Annotated in this window: 17 protein-coding genes; 16 read left to right on the forward strand and 1 reads right to left on the reverse strand. The window is 64.5% G+C overall.

What is annotated here, in order from left to right; all coding sequences use genetic code 11:
* From E5X34_RS05980 to E5X34_RS06015, 8 genes are all read left to right on the forward strand, one after another.
* Complete coding sequence (locus E5X34_RS05980) at positions 1–1,437, forward strand: amidase (protein WP_292562213.1); 1,437 nt, start codon at positions 1–3, stop codon at positions 1,435–1,437.
* 513 nt (positions 1,438–1,950) lie between these two features.
* Positions 1,951–2,040: a K(+)-transporting ATPase subunit F gene (locus E5X34_RS05985; protein ID WP_040990279.1), complete on the forward strand. Its 90-nt coding sequence runs from the start codon at positions 1,951–1,953 to the stop codon at positions 2,038–2,040.
* A 33-nt stretch (positions 2,041–2,073) separates the two neighbouring features.
* A complete protein-coding gene (kdpA, locus tag E5X34_RS05990; RefSeq protein WP_292562215.1) occupies positions 2,074–3,777 on the forward strand; it encodes a potassium-transporting ATPase subunit KdpA in 1,704 nt (567 codons plus the stop codon).
* Positions 3,778–3,784: 7 nt separating this feature from the next.
* Complete coding sequence (locus tag E5X34_RS05995; protein ID WP_292562217.1) at positions 3,785–4,015, forward strand: hypothetical protein; 231 nt, start codon at positions 3,785–3,787, stop codon at positions 4,013–4,015.
* A complete protein-coding gene (kdpB, locus tag E5X34_RS06000) occupies positions 4,012–6,105 on the forward strand; it encodes a potassium-transporting ATPase subunit KdpB (RefSeq protein ID WP_292562219.1) in 2,094 nt (697 codons plus the stop codon). Before E5X34_RS05995 ends, kdpB begins: the two co-directional genes overlap by 4 nt.
* 10 nt (positions 6,106–6,115) lie before the next feature.
* A complete protein-coding gene (kdpC, locus tag E5X34_RS06005) occupies positions 6,116–6,679 on the forward strand; it encodes a potassium-transporting ATPase subunit KdpC (RefSeq protein ID WP_292562220.1) in 564 nt (187 codons plus the stop codon).
* A 53-nt stretch (positions 6,680–6,732) separates the two neighbouring features.
* Complete coding sequence (locus tag E5X34_RS06010) at positions 6,733–9,456, forward strand: sensor histidine kinase KdpD (protein ID WP_292562384.1); 2,724 nt, start codon at positions 6,733–6,735, stop codon at positions 9,454–9,456.
* Positions 9,453–10,154 (forward strand): response regulator transcription factor, encoded by a 702-nt coding sequence (locus E5X34_RS06015; RefSeq protein ID WP_292562221.1) that lies wholly within the window; start codon positions 9,453–9,455, stop codon positions 10,152–10,154. The genes E5X34_RS06010 and E5X34_RS06015 overlap by 4 nt, the downstream gene beginning before the upstream one ends.
* 49 nt (positions 10,155–10,203) lie before the next feature.
* On the opposite strand, the gene E5X34_RS06020 is transcribed toward E5X34_RS06015, so the two are convergent.
* The gene (locus E5X34_RS06020; protein WP_292562222.1) at positions 10,204–10,788 is read right to left on the reverse strand and encodes an invasion associated locus B family protein; all 585 of its coding nucleotides are present in this window, start codon (positions 10,786–10,788) and stop codon (positions 10,204–10,206) included.
* A 115-nt stretch (positions 10,789–10,903) separates the two neighbouring features.
* Between E5X34_RS06020 and E5X34_RS06025 the strand changes: the two genes are divergently transcribed.
* The 8 genes from E5X34_RS06025 to E5X34_RS06060 all read left to right on the forward strand — a co-directional run bounded on the left by E5X34_RS06025 (position 10,904) and on the right by E5X34_RS06060 (position 14,451).
* On the forward strand, positions 10,904–11,296 hold the full coding sequence (locus E5X34_RS06025) for a hypothetical protein (protein WP_292562224.1): 393 nt from the start codon (positions 10,904–10,906) through the stop codon (positions 11,294–11,296).
* 144 nt (positions 11,297–11,440) lie between these two features.
* Positions 11,441–11,908, forward strand: coding sequence for an NUDIX hydrolase (locus tag E5X34_RS06030; RefSeq protein WP_292562226.1), 468 nt, complete (start codon positions 11,441–11,443; stop codon positions 11,906–11,908).
* Positions 11,909–12,058: 150 nt separating this feature from the next.
* A complete protein-coding gene (locus tag E5X34_RS06035) occupies positions 12,059–12,382 on the forward strand; it encodes a metalloregulator ArsR/SmtB family transcription factor (protein ID WP_126064393.1) in 324 nt (107 codons plus the stop codon).
* Positions 12,379–12,783, forward strand: coding sequence for an SRPBCC domain-containing protein (locus E5X34_RS06040; RefSeq protein ID WP_292562228.1), 405 nt, complete (start codon positions 12,379–12,381; stop codon positions 12,781–12,783). The genes E5X34_RS06035 and E5X34_RS06040 overlap by 4 nt, the downstream gene beginning before the upstream one ends.
* Positions 12,784–12,870: 87 nt before the next feature.
* Positions 12,871–13,263 (forward strand): VOC family protein, encoded by a 393-nt coding sequence (locus tag E5X34_RS06045; RefSeq protein WP_292562230.1) that lies wholly within the window; start codon positions 12,871–12,873, stop codon positions 13,261–13,263.
* Between the two features lie 34 nt (positions 13,264–13,297).
* Entirely contained in the window at positions 13,298–13,531 is a 234-nt protein-coding gene (locus E5X34_RS06050) for a hypothetical protein (RefSeq protein ID WP_292562232.1), read from the forward strand.
* Entirely contained in the window at positions 13,531–13,974 is a 444-nt protein-coding gene (locus E5X34_RS06055; RefSeq protein WP_292562235.1) for a DUF1801 domain-containing protein, read from the forward strand. The genes E5X34_RS06050 and E5X34_RS06055 overlap by 1 nt, the downstream gene beginning before the upstream one ends.
* 78 nt (positions 13,975–14,052) lie before the next feature.
* On the forward strand, positions 14,053–14,451 hold the full coding sequence (locus E5X34_RS06060) for a DUF1801 domain-containing protein (RefSeq protein WP_292562237.1): 399 nt from the start codon (positions 14,053–14,055) through the stop codon (positions 14,449–14,451).
* Positions 14,452–14,485 lie beyond the last annotated feature (34 nt).

The following is a 14,485-nucleotide window of genomic DNA, read 5'->3' on the forward strand; positions in this document are numbered from 1 at the left end:
ATGGCCGCGATTTCGGAGAGCTTGATTGAGACCTACACCAACTCCGACGCGCTGGCGCTCGCCGCCCTGGTGAAGCGCGGCGAGGTCGCCCCCGCTGAGCTCGTCGAAGTGGCGATCACGATGATCGAACGCCTCAACCCGTCGCTCAATGCTGTCATCCACCGCCTCTACGACATGGCGCGCGCCCAGGCGGCGACGGTCGGCAAGGACGCACCCTTCGCCGGCGTGCCCTATCTGCTCAAGGAGCTCGCCTCGTCCTGGAAAGGCGCGCCCCTTACCAACTCCTGCTTCTACCTGAAGGACTTCGTCGCCGATTCCGACAGCGAGGTGGTGCGCCGCATCAAGGCCGCCGGGCTCGTCCTCGTCGGTAAATCCAACGCGCCGGAAAACGGCTGGTCGATCACCACCGAGCCGAAACTCTACGGCGCGACGAAAAACCCGTGGAAGCAAGGCATCACCCCGGGCGGATCGAGCGGCGGCGCTGCCGCCGCGATCGCTTCGCGCATGGTGCCGATCGCCGAGGCCAGCGACGGCGCCGGCTCGATCCGCGTGCCGGCGTCCTGCTGCGGCATTGTCGGCCTGAAACCGTCGCGCGGCCGCGTCAGCCTCGCGCCCTACGGCGACTATTGGTATGGCGGCGCCTATTTCCTCTGCTGCTCGCGCACCGTGGGCGACACCGCCGCCTATCTCGACGCCGTGGCCGGCGCCCTGCCCGGCGACGCCTACACCCCGCCGGCGCCGGCGGAAAGTTGGCTGAACCTTTCCGCGCGGGCGCCGAAGAAGCTGCGCATCGGCTTTACCGTCACGCCGCCGAACGGCGCCGCGATCGATCCTGAAGTTAGGCAGGCGCTGCTCTCCGCGGTCGCCCTGCTCGAACGCCTCGGGCACGACGTCGAGGAGCACGACTTGCCGCTCGACGCCGATGCCGCGTGGAAGACCTACACCGACATGACCAACGTGCAGACGGCCGCCACCTTCGGCTTCCTCGAAACGCTGGCCGGCCGCCCCGTGACGCCGAAGGATGTCGAGCCGGTGACCTGGGCGGTCATCGAGCGCGGCCGCGCGACCAGCGGCATCAAGCATGTTTCCGACGTCGAGCAACTGAGGCTGATCGGCCGCGATATCGTGGGCGACCTAAACCCCTATGACGTCTTCATCACCCCGACGCTGACGCAATTGCCGCGCCCGCTCGGCTACTACGACATGTCGGAGACCGATCTCGACCGCTACAACGCCAAATGGGGCGACGCGGTCTTCAACTTCCCCTTCAACATCTCCGGCCTGCCGGCGATCTCGCTGCCGCTCGGGCAATCGGCGGGCGGCGTGCCGATCGGCGTCCAACTCGTCGGCCGCTATGGCGACGAGGCGACGGTGCTGGCGCTATCCACACAGTTGGAAGGCGAGATACCGTGGAAGGACCGGCGGCCGGCGCTGTAGGCGATCACCTTGTCGGGCAAGGCTATCAACGTCTGTTGGGGTAGTCATCACAAACGCCGGTAATGAGCTGAGGTCTCCTGAACCTCGTCATTCCGCGGTCTGCACGCGTCGCTTCGCTCCTTGCTCCGCCCGTGGATGACGATGCGATAGGCGTCTCGGCCAGTCGCCAAGGCATGGAATCTGCCAACGCACACTAACCAACCGGACCTTCGGACGGCGTCGCCCAAAACCCCTATAAAATTCCTATATCTTTCCCATCCGCCCCGTCTCGAACCTTTATGGCGATCGGGTCCATATCTCCCTCCGAAGGAAACGCTTTGATCGCCGTCGCCGCCAAGGTGACGTGCGTCCGCGTGCAGTTTTGAGCCCGCCAACGCGAGCCCGCAAACACAAAGTGGAAACAAGGAAGACCTGAAATGGACCTGATAGTTCTCGGGATCGGGATTTTGTTCTTCGCCCTGTCCTTAGCCTACGTCAAAGCCTGCGACAGAATCTAAGCGGAAGGGTCGGATCATGCTTCTCGATTACATTCTTGGCGGCGCGGTGACCTTGTTCCTGCTCGCCTACCTCACCTACGCCCTCATCCGCCCCGAGCGTTTCTGAACGTTCCGGCGCCAGGCACGGAAAGCCATCACAATGACAATCTACGGCTGGATACAAATCCTTCTCTATTGCGGCATCCTCGTCGCGCTCGTTAAGCCGGTCGGCTTCTATATGTATCGCGTCTTCAACGGCGATCGCACCTTCCTCTCGCCGGTGCTCGTCCCGTTCGAGCGCGGCCTCTACCGTCTCTCCGGGACAAGCGAGAAGGAAGAACAGCATTGGGCCGTTTATGCGACGGCTATGCTGCTCTTCAACCTTGTGGGCCTTCTCGTTCTCTATGCGCTGCAGCGGCTGCAGGGCGTGCTGCCCTACAACCCCGCAGGCATGACCGCGGTCGACCCGCAGCTCGCCTTCAACACCGCCGCGAGCTTCATCACCAACACCAACTGGCAGAACTACGGCGGCGAAAGCACGATGTCCTACCTCGTGCAGATGGCGGGCCTCACCGTCCAGAATTTCGTTTCGGCCGCCACCGGCATTGCGATTGCAATCGCGCTGATCCGCGGCTTCGCTCGTGCTTCGGGCAAGTCGATCGGCAATTTCTGGGTCGATCTGACCCGCTGCACGCTCTACGTGCTCCTGCCGATGTGTATCGTGCTGACGCTGGTCTATGTCTGGCTCGGCATTCCGCAGACGCTTGGGCCTTATGTCGACGCCACCACGCTGGAAGGCGCCAAGCAGACCATCGCGCTCGGTCCGGTCGCCTCGCAGGTCGCCATCAAGATGCTCGGCACCAATGGCGGCGGCTTCTTCAACGCCAATGCCGCGCATCCGTTCGAGAATCCGGACGCGATCTCGAACATGATCCAGATGCTAACCATCTTCGTGCTCGGCGCCGGCCTCACCAACGTCTTCGGCCGCATGGTCGGCAATCAGCGCCAGGGCTGGGCGATCCTCGCTTCGATGGGTGTGCTGTTCATAATCGGCGTCATCGTCTGCTATTGGGCCGAGGCCGCCGGCAACCCGCTGGTCCATGCGCTCGGCATCGACGGCGGCAACATGGAAGGCAAGGAGACGCGCTTCGGCATCGCCGCCTCGGCACTGTTCGCGGTCATCACCACGGCTGCCTCCTGCGGCGCCGTCAACGCCATGCACGATAGTTTCACCGCGCTCGGCGGCATGATCCCGCTCATCAACATGCAGCTCGGCGAAGTCATCGTCGGCGGCGTCGGCGCCGGTTTCTACGGCATCCTGATGTTCGTCGTCATCGCGGTTTTCGTTGCCGGCCTGATGGTCGGCCGCACGCCGGAATATCTCGGCAAGAAGATCGAGGCCACGGAGGTCAAGATGGCAATGCTCGCCATCCTGTGCCTGCCGCTGGCCATGCTGATCTTCACGGCGATCGCCGTGGTCCTGCCCAGCGCCGTGGCCTCGATGGCCAATGGCGGGCCGCACGGCTTCTCCGAGGTGCTCTATGCCTATACCTCGGCGGCCGCCAACAACGGCTCGGCCTTCGGCGGCCTCACCGGCAACACGCCTTGGTACAACCTGACCATGGCCATCGGCATGCTGATGGGCCGGTTCCTGGTCATCATCCCGGCTCTGGCCATTGCCGGCTCGCTGGCGGCGAAGAAGACCGTGCCCGCCTCGGCCGGCACCTTCCCGACCGACGGCACGCTGTTCGTCGGCCTGCTGGTCGGCGTCATCATCATCGTCGGAGGCCTCACCTTCTTCCCGTCGCTCGCCGTCGGTCCGATCGTCGAGCATCTGGCGATGATCCATGGACAGACCTTCTGAGATGACCATGCCACGCCTCAACGACATACGTCGGCACGACGGTCACCAGACCGGTGACGGAGCGCCCGACAACGGAAGGGACGAGAAGCCTCGTCCTTTCCCGACGCTTTCAACCTTTCTCGGCATGGCGGCCGTGCTGTTCGTGCTGTGGCTGCTGGCTTCCGGTCTTCCGAGCCTGTTTCCGAAGACAGAACGCCCGGCGCCGTCCAACATAACCGATACTGGAGCCCAAAAATGAGCCAGTCCAAATCCGCGAGCATTCTGGATGCCCGCATCCTGGTGCCCGCCATCGGCGGCGCCTTCCGCAAGCTCGATCCGCGCACGCTGGTCCGCAATCCGGTGATGTTCGTCGTCGCCGTCGTCTCAGCTCTCACCACCGTTCTGTTCGTCAAGGATCTCATCGCCGGGGGCGGCGATCTCGGCTTCACCCTGCAGATCATCATCTGGCTGTGGTTCACCGTGCTGTTCGCCAATTTCGCCGAGGCAGTCGCCGAAGGCCGCGGCAAGGCGCAGGCCGATTCGCTGCGCAAGGCGCGCACCGAGACCCAGGCCAAGCTGCTCAGCAACGGCGACCGCACGAAATTCAAGCTGGTGCCGGGCACCAGCCTAAAGGTCGGCGATGTCGTGCTGGTCGAGGCCGGCGACATCATCCCGTCCGACGGCGAGGTGATCGAAGGCGTGGCCTCCGTCAACGAGGCGGCGATCACCGGCGAATCCGCGCCCGTCATCCGCGAATCCGGCGGCGACCGTTCGGCCGTCACCGGCGGCACCCAGGTGCTTTCCGACTGGATCCGCGTGCGCATCTCCGCCGCGTCCGGCCAGACTTTCCTCGACCGCATGATCTCGCTGGTCGAGGGCGCCGAGCGCCAGAAGACGCCGAACGAGATCGCGCTCAACATCCTGCTCGTCGGCATGACGCTGATCTTCGTGCTGGCGACTGCGACCATCCCGAGCTTCGCCTCCTATTCGGGCGGCTATATCCCGGTGACGATCCTCGTCGCGCTGTTCGTGACGCTGATCCCGACCACGATCGGCGCGCTGCTGTCGGCCATCGGCATCGCCGGCATGGACCGCCTGGTGCGTTTCAACGTGCTTGCCATGTCCGGCCGCGCCGTCGAGGCCGCCGGCGACGTCGACACGCTGCTGCTCGACAAGACCGGCACCATCACGCTCGGCAACCGCCAGGCGACCGAGTTCCGTCCGGTCAAGGGCGTCACCGAGCAGGAGCTGGCCGACGCGGCCCAGCTCGCCTCGCTCGCCGACGAGACGCCGGAAGGCCGTTCGATTGTCGTGCTGGCCAAGGAGAAATACGGCATACGCGCCCGCGACATGGCGACCCTGCACGCGACCTTCGTGCCCTTCACCGCGCAGACCCGCATGAGCGGCGTCGACATCGACGGCTCGTCGGTGCGCAAGGGCGCCGTCGATGCGGTGCTCAATCACGTCAACCAGGCGACCGTCGCAGCCCACGGCACGCGCCCGACAAGCGACACCATCCGCGATCTCCAGGCCGTTGCCGACGGGATCGCCAAGGCCGGCGGCACCCCGCTGGCGGTCGAGCGGGACGGCCGCCTGCTCGGCGTCGTCCACCTCAAGGACATCGTCAAGGGCGGCATAGCCGAGCGTTTCGCCGAGCTGCGCAAGATGGGCATCCGCACGGTGATGATCACCGGCGACAACCCGCTCACCGCGGCGGCCATCGCCGCCGAGGCCGGCGTTGACGACTTCCTCGCCCAGGCGACGCCGGAGAACAAGCTGTCGCTGATCCGCGAGGAGCAGGCCAAGGGCAAGCTGGTTGCCATGTGCGGCGACGGCACCAATGACGCGCCGGCGCTCGCCCAAGCCGATGTCGGCGTCGCCATGAACACCGGCACGGTCGCCGCGCGCGAGGCCGGCAACATGGTCGACCTCGACAGCGACCCGACCAAGCTGATCGAGATCGTCGAGATCGGCAAGGCGCTGTTGATGACGCGCGGCTCGCTGACGACCTTCTCGATCGCCAACGACGTGGCCAAGTACTTCGCCATCATCCCGGCGATGTTCGCTGTCTTCTACGTCGCGCCCGGCCAGTCCACTGGACCGCTGCAAGCGCTCAACATCATGCATCTGGCGACGCCGCAGAGCGCCATCCTGTCGGCCATCATCTTCAATGCGCTGATCATCATCGCGCTGATCCCGCTGTCGCTAAAGGGCGTGAAATATCGTGCCATCGGCGCCGGCTCGCTGCTCACCCGCAACCTGCTCGTCTACGGCCTCGGCGGCATCGTCGTGCCCTTTGTCGGCATCAAGGCGATCGACCTGATCGTCACGGCCCTCGGCCTCGCATAAGGATTTCCCGATGTTCAAGCAACTCAGACCCGCTTTTGTCATGATCGTCTTCTTCACGGTGCTGACCGGCCTGATCTATCCGATCGGCATGACCGGCATTGCCCAGGCGCTGTTCCCGAACCAGGCCAATGGCAGCCTGATCGAGAAGGACGGCAAGGTCATCGGCTCCAGCCTGATCGGCCAGACCTTTGCCGGCGACCGCTATTTCCACGGCCGGCCGTCGGCCGCCGGCGACGGCTACAATGCGACGTCCTCCAGCGGCTCGAATCTCGGTCCGACAAACGCGAAACTGATCGACCGCATCAAGGGCGACGCCGAGAAGCTGAAGGCCGAGAACCCGAACGCGCCGGTGCCGATGGACCTGGTCACGACCTCCGGCAGCGGCCTCGATCCCGACATCAGCCCCGAGGCGGCCTATTTCCAGGTGCCGCGCGTCGCCAAGGCCCGCGGTGTTGACGAGGCCAAGGTCAAGGCGCTCGTCGACGGCCATGCCGAAGCGCGCGAGCTTGGCGTCCTCGGCGAGCCGGTGGTCAATGTGCTGGCGCTGAACCTGGCGCTTGACGAGCTGAAGTGATCCACGCGCGCCGGGGATCGACACGGTCCCCGGCGCAATCCATGATTGGACTGATGCCCGACGACCGGACCGACTCCGAGAACCGCCCCTCCCCCGACGCGCTGCTGGAGCATGCCGAGCGCGAGGGCCGCGGCCGGCTGCGCATATTTCTCGGCGCGGCACCCGGCGTCGGCAAGACCTACGAGATGCTGATGGCGGGCCGCGCCCGCCGCGCCGACGGCGTCGATGTCGTCATCGGCATCGTCGAGACCCACGGCCGCAAGGAAACCCAGGCGCTGGTCGACGGCTATGAGGTGATCCCGCGCCGACTGGTCAACTATCGCGGTCAGACCTTGGACGAGATGGACATCGACGCCATCCTGAAGCGCCGCCCCGACCTCGTCCTGGTCGACGAGCTTGCCCACACCAACGCGCCAGGCAGCCGGCATCCCAAGCGCTATCTCGATGTGCAGGAGATCCTGGCGCAAGGCATCGACGTCTACACCACGCTGAACATCCAGCATGTCGAGAGCCTGAACGACGTCGTCGCCCAGATCACCCGCGTCAGGGTGCGCGAGACGGTCCCCGACTCCATTATCGACGAGGCCGACGACATCGAGGTCATCGATCTCACCCCCAACGACCTGATCAAGCGGCTGCATGACGGCAAGGTCTATTTCCCCAACACCGCGCAGCGCGCCATCGAGAATTATTTCTCGCCGGGCAATCTGACGGCGCTGCGCGAGCTGGCGCTGCGCCGCACCGCCCAGCGCGTCGACGAACAGCTGCTCAACCACATGCAGTCGCACGCCATTCCCGGTCCCTGGGCGGCCGGCGAGCGCGTGCTCGTCTGCGTCGACTCGCAACCTGGCGGCGCGGCCCGCATCCGCTATGCGCGCCGGCTCGCCGACCGGCTGCGCGCGCCCTGGACGGCGCTTCACATCGACACGCCGCGTTTGGCCGGCATGTCCGAGGAAGACAAGGACCGCCTGGCCAGGAACCTGCGCCTTGCCGAGCAGCTCGGCGCCGAGATCACCACCATCCCCGGCCAGAACGTCGCTCAGGACATCGTGCGCCACGCGACGGCCAACAATTTTACCCATATCGTCATCGGCCGGCCTACCCGTTCGCGCTGGCGCGAGCTGATCGAGGGCTCGCTCACCTATGATCTGATCCGCAACGCCGGCGACATCAGCGTCCATGTCATTTCCGGCGCCGAGCGCGATACCGACACGCCCTCGGCGCGGGTCAAGGCCGCGACCGAGCAGAAGCCTTTCCAGATCTGGCCCTATCTGATCTCGACCGTTTATGTCGCCGGCGCGCTGGCTGTCAGCTCGATCCTCGACCAGTTCCTCGACGTCCGCAATCTCGCCAGCGTCCTGCTGCTGGCGGTGCTGACATCGGCGGTCACCTTCGGGCTCTGGCCGGCGCTCTATGCCTGTTTCCTCTCCGCGCTTGCCTTCAATTTCTTCTTCCTCGAGCCGCGCTACACGCTGACGATCCGGGACCCGGAAAGCATCGTTGCCTTCGCCGTCTTCCTCGTCGTCGCCGTGATCGCCAGCAATCTGACGGCGCGCGTGCAGCGCCAGGCGGTCGCCGCGCGCTCGCGGGCGCGCGCGACCGAGGATATCTATTCCTTTTCCAAGAAGCTCGCCGGCGCCGGCACGCTCGACGACGTGCTGTGGGCCACCGCCTTCCAGATCGCCTCGATGCTGAAAGTCCGCGTCGTGCTGCTTCTGCCGGAAAACGGCACCATCACCGTCAAGGCCGGCTATCCGCCGGACGATACCTTGGCCGAGGCCGATATCGCGGCCGCGCGCTGGGCCTGGGAGCACAACCGCGCCGCCGGCCGCGGCGCCGACACCTTGCCCGGCGCAAAACGCCTCTATCTGCCCTTGCGGACGGGGCGGACCGCGATCGGCGTGGTCGGCCTCGACAATGACAAGCAGGGACCGCTGCTGACGCCCGAGCAGCAACGTCTGCTCGACGCCCTGGTCGACCAGGCCGCCGTCGCCATTGAGCGGGTCCAGCTCGTCGCCGATGTCGACCGCGCCCGGCTTGCGGCTGAAGCGGACCGGTTGCGCTCGGCGCTGCTCACCTCGATCTCGCACGACCTGAAGACGCCGCTCGCCGCGATCATGGGCGCGGCCGGCACGCTGAAGGAATTCGCGCCGGCGCTGCCGGAAAAGGATCGCGCGGAGCTTCTGTCGACGGTTGTCAGCGAGTCGGAGCGGCTGAACCGCTTCATCGCCAATCTGCTCGACATGACCAGGATCGAGTCGGGTGCGATGGAGCCGAATTACGCGCTCCATTATGTCGGCGATGTCGTCGGCTCAGCGCTGAACCGGGCGCAGAAGATCACCGCCGAGCATACAATAGAGACCGACATTCCGGCTGACCTGCCGATGCTGCGGCACGATCCCGTGCTGTTCGAGCAGGCGCTGTTCAACCTCCTCGACAATGCCGCCAAATATGCCTCGCCCGGCTCGATCATCCGGCTGCAGGCCTGGGTCGACAACGGCGCCGTCATCCTGCAGGTGATGGATGAGGGACCGGGCATCCCGCCGGGCGACCTGGAGCGGATATTCGATACCTTCTACCGCGTGCGCAAACGCGACCAGGTGCGCGCCGGCACGGGCCTCGGCCTGTCGATCAGCCGCGGCTTCATCGAGGCGATGGGCGGCACGATCGCGGCGGCCAACCGCACCGACCGTCCCGGCGCGATCTTCACGATCCGCATGCCGGTGCCGGCTGACTTGCCGGCGCTCGGCGCGCCCCTTACGGATGATGCGGCATGACAAATCAGACCGTGTCCATATTGGTCGTCGACGACGAGCCGCCGATCCGCAAATTGCTGCGCGTCGGCCTTTGTAGCCAGGGTTATACGGTCTCCGAGGCGTCGAACGCCAAGGCCGCGATCGAGCTCTTGCAGACCGAACGGCCGGACCTGATCCTGCTCGATCTCGGCCTGCCCGGCATGACCGGCCTGGAGCTGCTCGGCAAATGGCGCGGCGAGGGTCTCGACATTCCGGTCGTGATCCTGTCCAGCCGCACCGACGAGGCCGGCATCGTCTCGGCGCTCGAGCTTGGCGCCGACGACTATGTGACCAAGCCGTTCGGCATGAACGAACTGGTCGCGCGCATCCGCGTGGCGCTGCGCCATAAGTTCCAGCAGCAGGGCGAGAAGCCGGTGTTCCATACCGGCGATCTTTCGGTCGACCTGGTGAAGCGCATCGTCAAGGTCGAGGGCAAGGAAGTGAAGCTGTCGCCCAAGGAATACGACATCCTGCGCATGCTCGTGCAATATGCCGGCAAGGTGCTGACCCACCAGTTCCTGATGAAGCAGATCTGGAACGACTCGACCGACGTGCAATATCTGAGGGTCTATGTCCGCCAGCTGCGGCAGAAGATCGAGAAGACCCCGGATCAGCCGCGCTACATCATCACCGAGACGGGCGTCGGCTATCGTCTGCGCGAGGTGGACGGAAACGAATAAGGCGACCGGCTTTCGCCGATCGCCCAGATGCGGACACGCTTGCCGCTGGTCAATCCGCCGACAGATCCGCCGTCCGCGCCAGCGCGCTGCCAAAACCGTTGAGCGAGATGGTGAAGGAGATCGGCTGCATGGTGTCCGCGGCGATAGCGTCGATCTTCAGCGTGGTGGCGTTCTGCAGCAGCGGCGTGGTGTCGGCGTCGAACGTCACCGGCACCAGGCAACCCACCGCCTGGCAGGTGTTGAACTGCAGCGTACCGTCAAGCTTCTTGTCGTCGATCTCGAGCGCGACGCCGTTGGCGAGCGCAAGTCCGAAGGGCAGCGCCAGCGTGCCGCTGGCGTCCTGGCCGGTCTTGGTCGTCAATTCGATCGCCAGCAGCCGCTGGCCGCTCTGCTTGTTGAACTGCTGATGCGACAGGCTGCAGACCTTGTTGGTGCCGGTGACCTGGCAGTTCACCGTCCAGTCGCCATGCGTTTCCGAAAGCGCCGACGCGCCACCCGGCAGTTGCGGCTTGGCCGCCGCGCCGGCGGGCTGAGCGGCCACCTTGTCGCCCTTGTTCTGCGCGGCGAATGCCGGCGGACCGACGATGCCCGCGACGGCCAGCATCGCTATGGCAAACTTATACCTGATTTTCATCGAATCCCTCTTTGCAACCGGCCAGTCGCGTGGACGGGGCGGAGCCGCTGTTAGAGCCGCCAGCCGCCGCCGCCGTCAAGTGCAATGCTGAGGCACGGGCCGGATTTTCATTGGCATGACAATCGATCAGCTGACCATGGCGCCGCCGCTCGAACACCCTATATTAGGCAGAGGTTCTGTTTTTCATGCGGACAAGGAAGCCATGTCGTCCCGCCGCCTATCGACGTTTCTGATTTCAGCTGTCCTGGCGGCCACCGGCTTGCTGGGCATGGCTTCCGGCGTATCGGCCCAGGTCGTCATCCCGACGAATCGCAACGCATTGGTGCAGCAGAACCAGCTGCAACAGTTGCAGAACCAATTGCAGCGGCAGCAATACCAGCAGCAGCAGCAGATTTATCGTGAGCTCGACCGGCCGACCGCGCGCCAGCCTCAGCCCAACGTGCCGGTATATGATCAGACATGTCGAATGGAAGCGGTCGGCAACACGATTTCGCGGGTTTGCCGCTGACATTTTGTTTTTTTCAGTTTATTAGCCGACTTACTTACCGGCAAAATACCGGATTGCAAGGGCGGTGGTTTTAGGGTTTGCAGGGGGACAGGTTTTTGCCGCGCGGTAGCTTGCGGCGGGACGCTGCTCCTACCGGAATTTGGGATGGCAACAACCAAGAAGAAAGCAGTTCGCAAAGCCAAGAAAGGGCAACGGATCCGCCAGGTGGCGGCCATTCCGTTTCGGTTGCGGGAAGACGGCGGCCTCGAAGTGCTGCTCGTCACCTCACGCACCACGCGGCGCTTCATTGTGCCCAAGGGTTGGCCGATGAAGGGCAAGAGCGGACGCAGGGCGGCGACGATCGAAGCTCAGGAAGAGGCCGGCGTTCTCGGCAAGGCCCTGAAGCAGCCTGCCGGTACCTATTCCTATTGGAAACGCATGACCGATGGCTTCATTCGGGTGGACGTTTCGGTCTATCTCCTCCAGGTCACGGAGGAACTTGCCGATTGGCGGGAGGCCGCGAACCGGCAACGCGCATGGCTGCCGCCGGCAGACGCTGCCCTGCTCATCGACGAGCCTGAGCTTTCGACGCTGCTGCGGGATCTGACCATTCCGGCGACCGGTCCGTCCTAGGCGGACAGCTGTCAATATCGTTCGGCCCATTCCGGCATGCCGGCGACGCCCCCGTCGCGGTCGCGGCCGGGCCATCCCTATTCACCGCTTGACTCATACATATCCCAACGGTTATACGTCAATCAATAGCCACCGGGTTATTGATTAGAAATGACGACCGCGCACGATATGCTGTTCAGGACGCTTGCCGATCCGACCCGCCGCGCCATTTTCGAGCGCCTGTGCCGGCAGGGCGAGCAGACGGTCGGAGCCCTGACCGCGCAGGCCGGTGTGTCGCAGCCGGCGGTGTCGAAGCATCTGGGCGTGCTCAAGGAGGCGGGTCTGGTTCGTGACCGTCATGAAGGGCGCCAGACCCATTACAGCGCGCAGATCAAGGCGCTTGCGCCATTGATGGATTGGACGCGCGACATGGCGGGGTTCTGGGAAAGCCGGTTCGACGATCTCGAAGACCTGCTCAAAAGGATGGATCAATGAACGAAGCCGCAACGCGCTCCGTCATCGTCGAGCGCGAGATACCTTTTGCGCCGGAAAAGATTTGGCGCGCGCTCACCCAACCGCATCTCATCGAGGCGTGGCTGATGAAGAACGACTTCATGCCGGTCGTAGACCATCGCTTCAATCTGAGCGCCGAATGGGGTGGCGTCGACTGCCAGGTGCGGACGGTCGAACCAAACCGGACGCTGTCCTACAGCTGGGACACCAAGGACCTCGAGAGCGTGGTCACCTGGACGCTGACCCCGACGGGCACGGGCACGCATCTGCGTATGGAGCAGGTCGGCTTCCGCACGGATCAGGAGCCGTACTACCGCGGCGCCACCGTCGGCTGGAAGAGATACCTGGCGACCTTGGAGGAGGTCCTTTCGCGGCTCGACTGAAGGTCGCCGCCAACGGCAGGACTGCTCGGAACAACACACTGTTTGGCGGGCCGGGACGCCGCAGGCGTAAGCCATGGAGATATCGAAATGAAGATCAAGTTGACCAGCATCTATGTCGACGACCAGGAGAAGGCCCTCGCCTTCTACACCGGCATTCTGGGCTTCACCAGGAAGGCGGATTTCACCAACGGTCCATTCCGCTGGCTGACCGTCGCCTCGCCCGACGATCCGAATGGCACCGAACTGCAGCTGGCACTCAACGACAATCCGGCGGCAAAGACCTATCAGCAGGCCATCTTCAAGCAGGGCCAGCCCGCGCTGATGCTGTTCAGCGACGACATCAAGGCCGACCACGAGCGCATCAAGGCCAAGGGCGGCACCTTCGCCATGGCGCCAACCGCGGTGACCGGCGCCACCATCGCGCAGCTCAACGACACCTGCGGCAACCTCGTCCAGCTTTCGCAGCTGGCGCGCTGGTAGGCGCCTCGTCTTGTCATTTGCAAGGGAGGTTAGATTGAACTGGAGCAAATGGATCAGGCAGCTTCACCGCTGGCTATCGATCATCTTCACCGTCACCGTCATTGCCAATTTCGCCGCCATGGCCATGGGCCCGCCGCCCGCCTGGATCGTCTATTCGCCGTTGATCCCGCTTTTCCTGCTTTTGTTCAGCGGGCTCTACATGTTCGTGCTGCCCTATGCCGCCAGATGGCGCGGCGAGCCGTCGCGCGAGCGCACGGGATCGGCCTGATGGCGAAGGCGAAATCGAAAGCCGACGCATCTCAGGACGAGACGCCGGTCCTGCTTTCGGGCGGCAATCCGCAGATCGCCAAGGGCCATGGTGACCCTCCCGTGCAGGCCTATATCGCGGCGATGCCGGGCTGGAAGAGCGAGGTCGGGCGCCGGCTCGACCAGCTCATCGTGCAAGCCATTCCCAACGTGCAAAAGGCCGTCAAATGGAACTCTCCATTCTACGGCATGGAGGGCGAAGGCTGGTTTCTCGGCATCCATTGCTTCGCCAGATACATCAAGGTGGCGTTCTTCCGTGGTCTGTCGCTCAAGCCCGTGCCGCCCGTCGAATCCAAGAGCAGGGACACGCGCTATTTGCATATCCATGAGAACGATCGGCTCGACGAGGAGCAATTCGTCTCCTGGGTGAAACAGGCGAGCCGGCTGCCCGGCGAACGGATGTAAGCGCACGAAGGATCAAGCGCCGTCTCCCCGAAGGGCCACGGTGGCGATCTCATATCCAGCATCGAGGAGAAACCAGACATGCAAAAAGACGGCGAGCAGGACGGCAAGTCCGCATCCGATCTGATCGACGGAAGGATCGAGGAACTCGGCGACTGGCGCGGCGAGATGCTTGCCCGGCTCCGCGCCCTGATCCGCCAGGCCGCGCCGGAAGCCGTCGAGACGTGGAAATGGCGCGGTGTGCCTGTCTGGGAGGATGCCGGCATCATCTGCACCGGCGAGACCTACAAGGCCGTCGTCAAGCTGACCTTCGCCAGGGGCGCGGCGCTGCCCGATCCCAAGAAGCTCTTCAACTCCAGCCTCGAAGGCAACACGAGGCGCGCCATCGATTTCAAGCAAGGCGACAGGGTCGACGAAGCTGCGTTGACGGCGCTCGTCCGCGAAGCCGTGACCCTCAACAGATCGAAGGCCAAGCGGTGAGAGACGACTGCGGTGTAACATTATCGGGTTGATG

The organism is Mesorhizobium sp., assembly GCF_004963255.1.
Taxonomy (GTDB): Bacteria; Pseudomonadota; Alphaproteobacteria; order Rhizobiales; family Rhizobiaceae; genus Mesorhizobium.

Bases quoted from the DNA above. Each gene is read 5' to 3' on its own strand.
- E5X34_RS05995 (WP_292562217.1), top strand. From the start codon at position 3,785: ATGCCACGCCTCAACGACATACGTCGGCACGACGGTCACCAGACCGGT.
- kdpC (WP_292562220.1), top strand. From the start codon at position 6,116: ATGTTCAAGCAACTCAGACCCGCTTTTGTCATGATCGTCTTCTTCACG.
- E5X34_RS06030 (WP_292562226.1), top strand. From the start codon at position 11,441: ATGGCAACAACCAAGAAGAAAGCAGTTCGCAAAGCCAAGAAAGGGCAA.
- E5X34_RS06040 (WP_292562228.1), top strand. From the start codon at position 12,379: ATGAACGAAGCCGCAACGCGCTCCGTCATCGTCGAGCGCGAGATACCT.
- E5X34_RS06020 (WP_292562222.1), bottom strand. From the start codon at position 10,788: ATGAAAATCAGGTATAAGTTTGCCATAGCGATGCTGGCCGTCGCGGGC.
- E5X34_RS06025 (WP_292562224.1), top strand. From the start codon at position 10,904: ATGACAATCGATCAGCTGACCATGGCGCCGCCGCTCGAACACCCTATA.
- E5X34_RS06060 (WP_292562237.1), top strand. From the start codon at position 14,053: ATGCAAAAAGACGGCGAGCAGGACGGCAAGTCCGCATCCGATCTGATC.
- kdpB (WP_292562219.1), top strand. From the start codon at position 4,012: ATGAGCCAGTCCAAATCCGCGAGCATTCTGGATGCCCGCATCCTGGTG.
- E5X34_RS06055 (WP_292562235.1), top strand. From the start codon at position 13,531: ATGGCGAAGGCGAAATCGAAAGCCGACGCATCTCAGGACGAGACGCCG.
- E5X34_RS06010 (WP_292562384.1), top strand. From the start codon at position 6,733: ATGCCCGACGACCGGACCGACTCCGAGAACCGCCCCTCCCCCGACGCG.
- E5X34_RS05980 (WP_292562213.1), top strand. From the start codon at position 1: ATGGCCGCGATTTCGGAGAGCTTGATTGAGACCTACACCAACTCCGAC.
- E5X34_RS06035 (WP_126064393.1), top strand. From the start codon at position 12,059: ATGACGACCGCGCACGATATGCTGTTCAGGACGCTTGCCGATCCGACC.
- E5X34_RS05985 (WP_040990279.1), top strand. From the start codon at position 1,951: ATGCTTCTCGATTACATTCTTGGCGGCGCGGTGACCTTGTTCCTGCTC.
- kdpA (WP_292562215.1), top strand. From the start codon at position 2,074: ATGACAATCTACGGCTGGATACAAATCCTTCTCTATTGCGGCATCCTC.
- E5X34_RS06015 (WP_292562221.1), top strand. From the start codon at position 9,453: ATGACAAATCAGACCGTGTCCATATTGGTCGTCGACGACGAGCCGCCG.
- E5X34_RS06045 (WP_292562230.1), top strand. From the start codon at position 12,871: ATGAAGATCAAGTTGACCAGCATCTATGTCGACGACCAGGAGAAGGCC.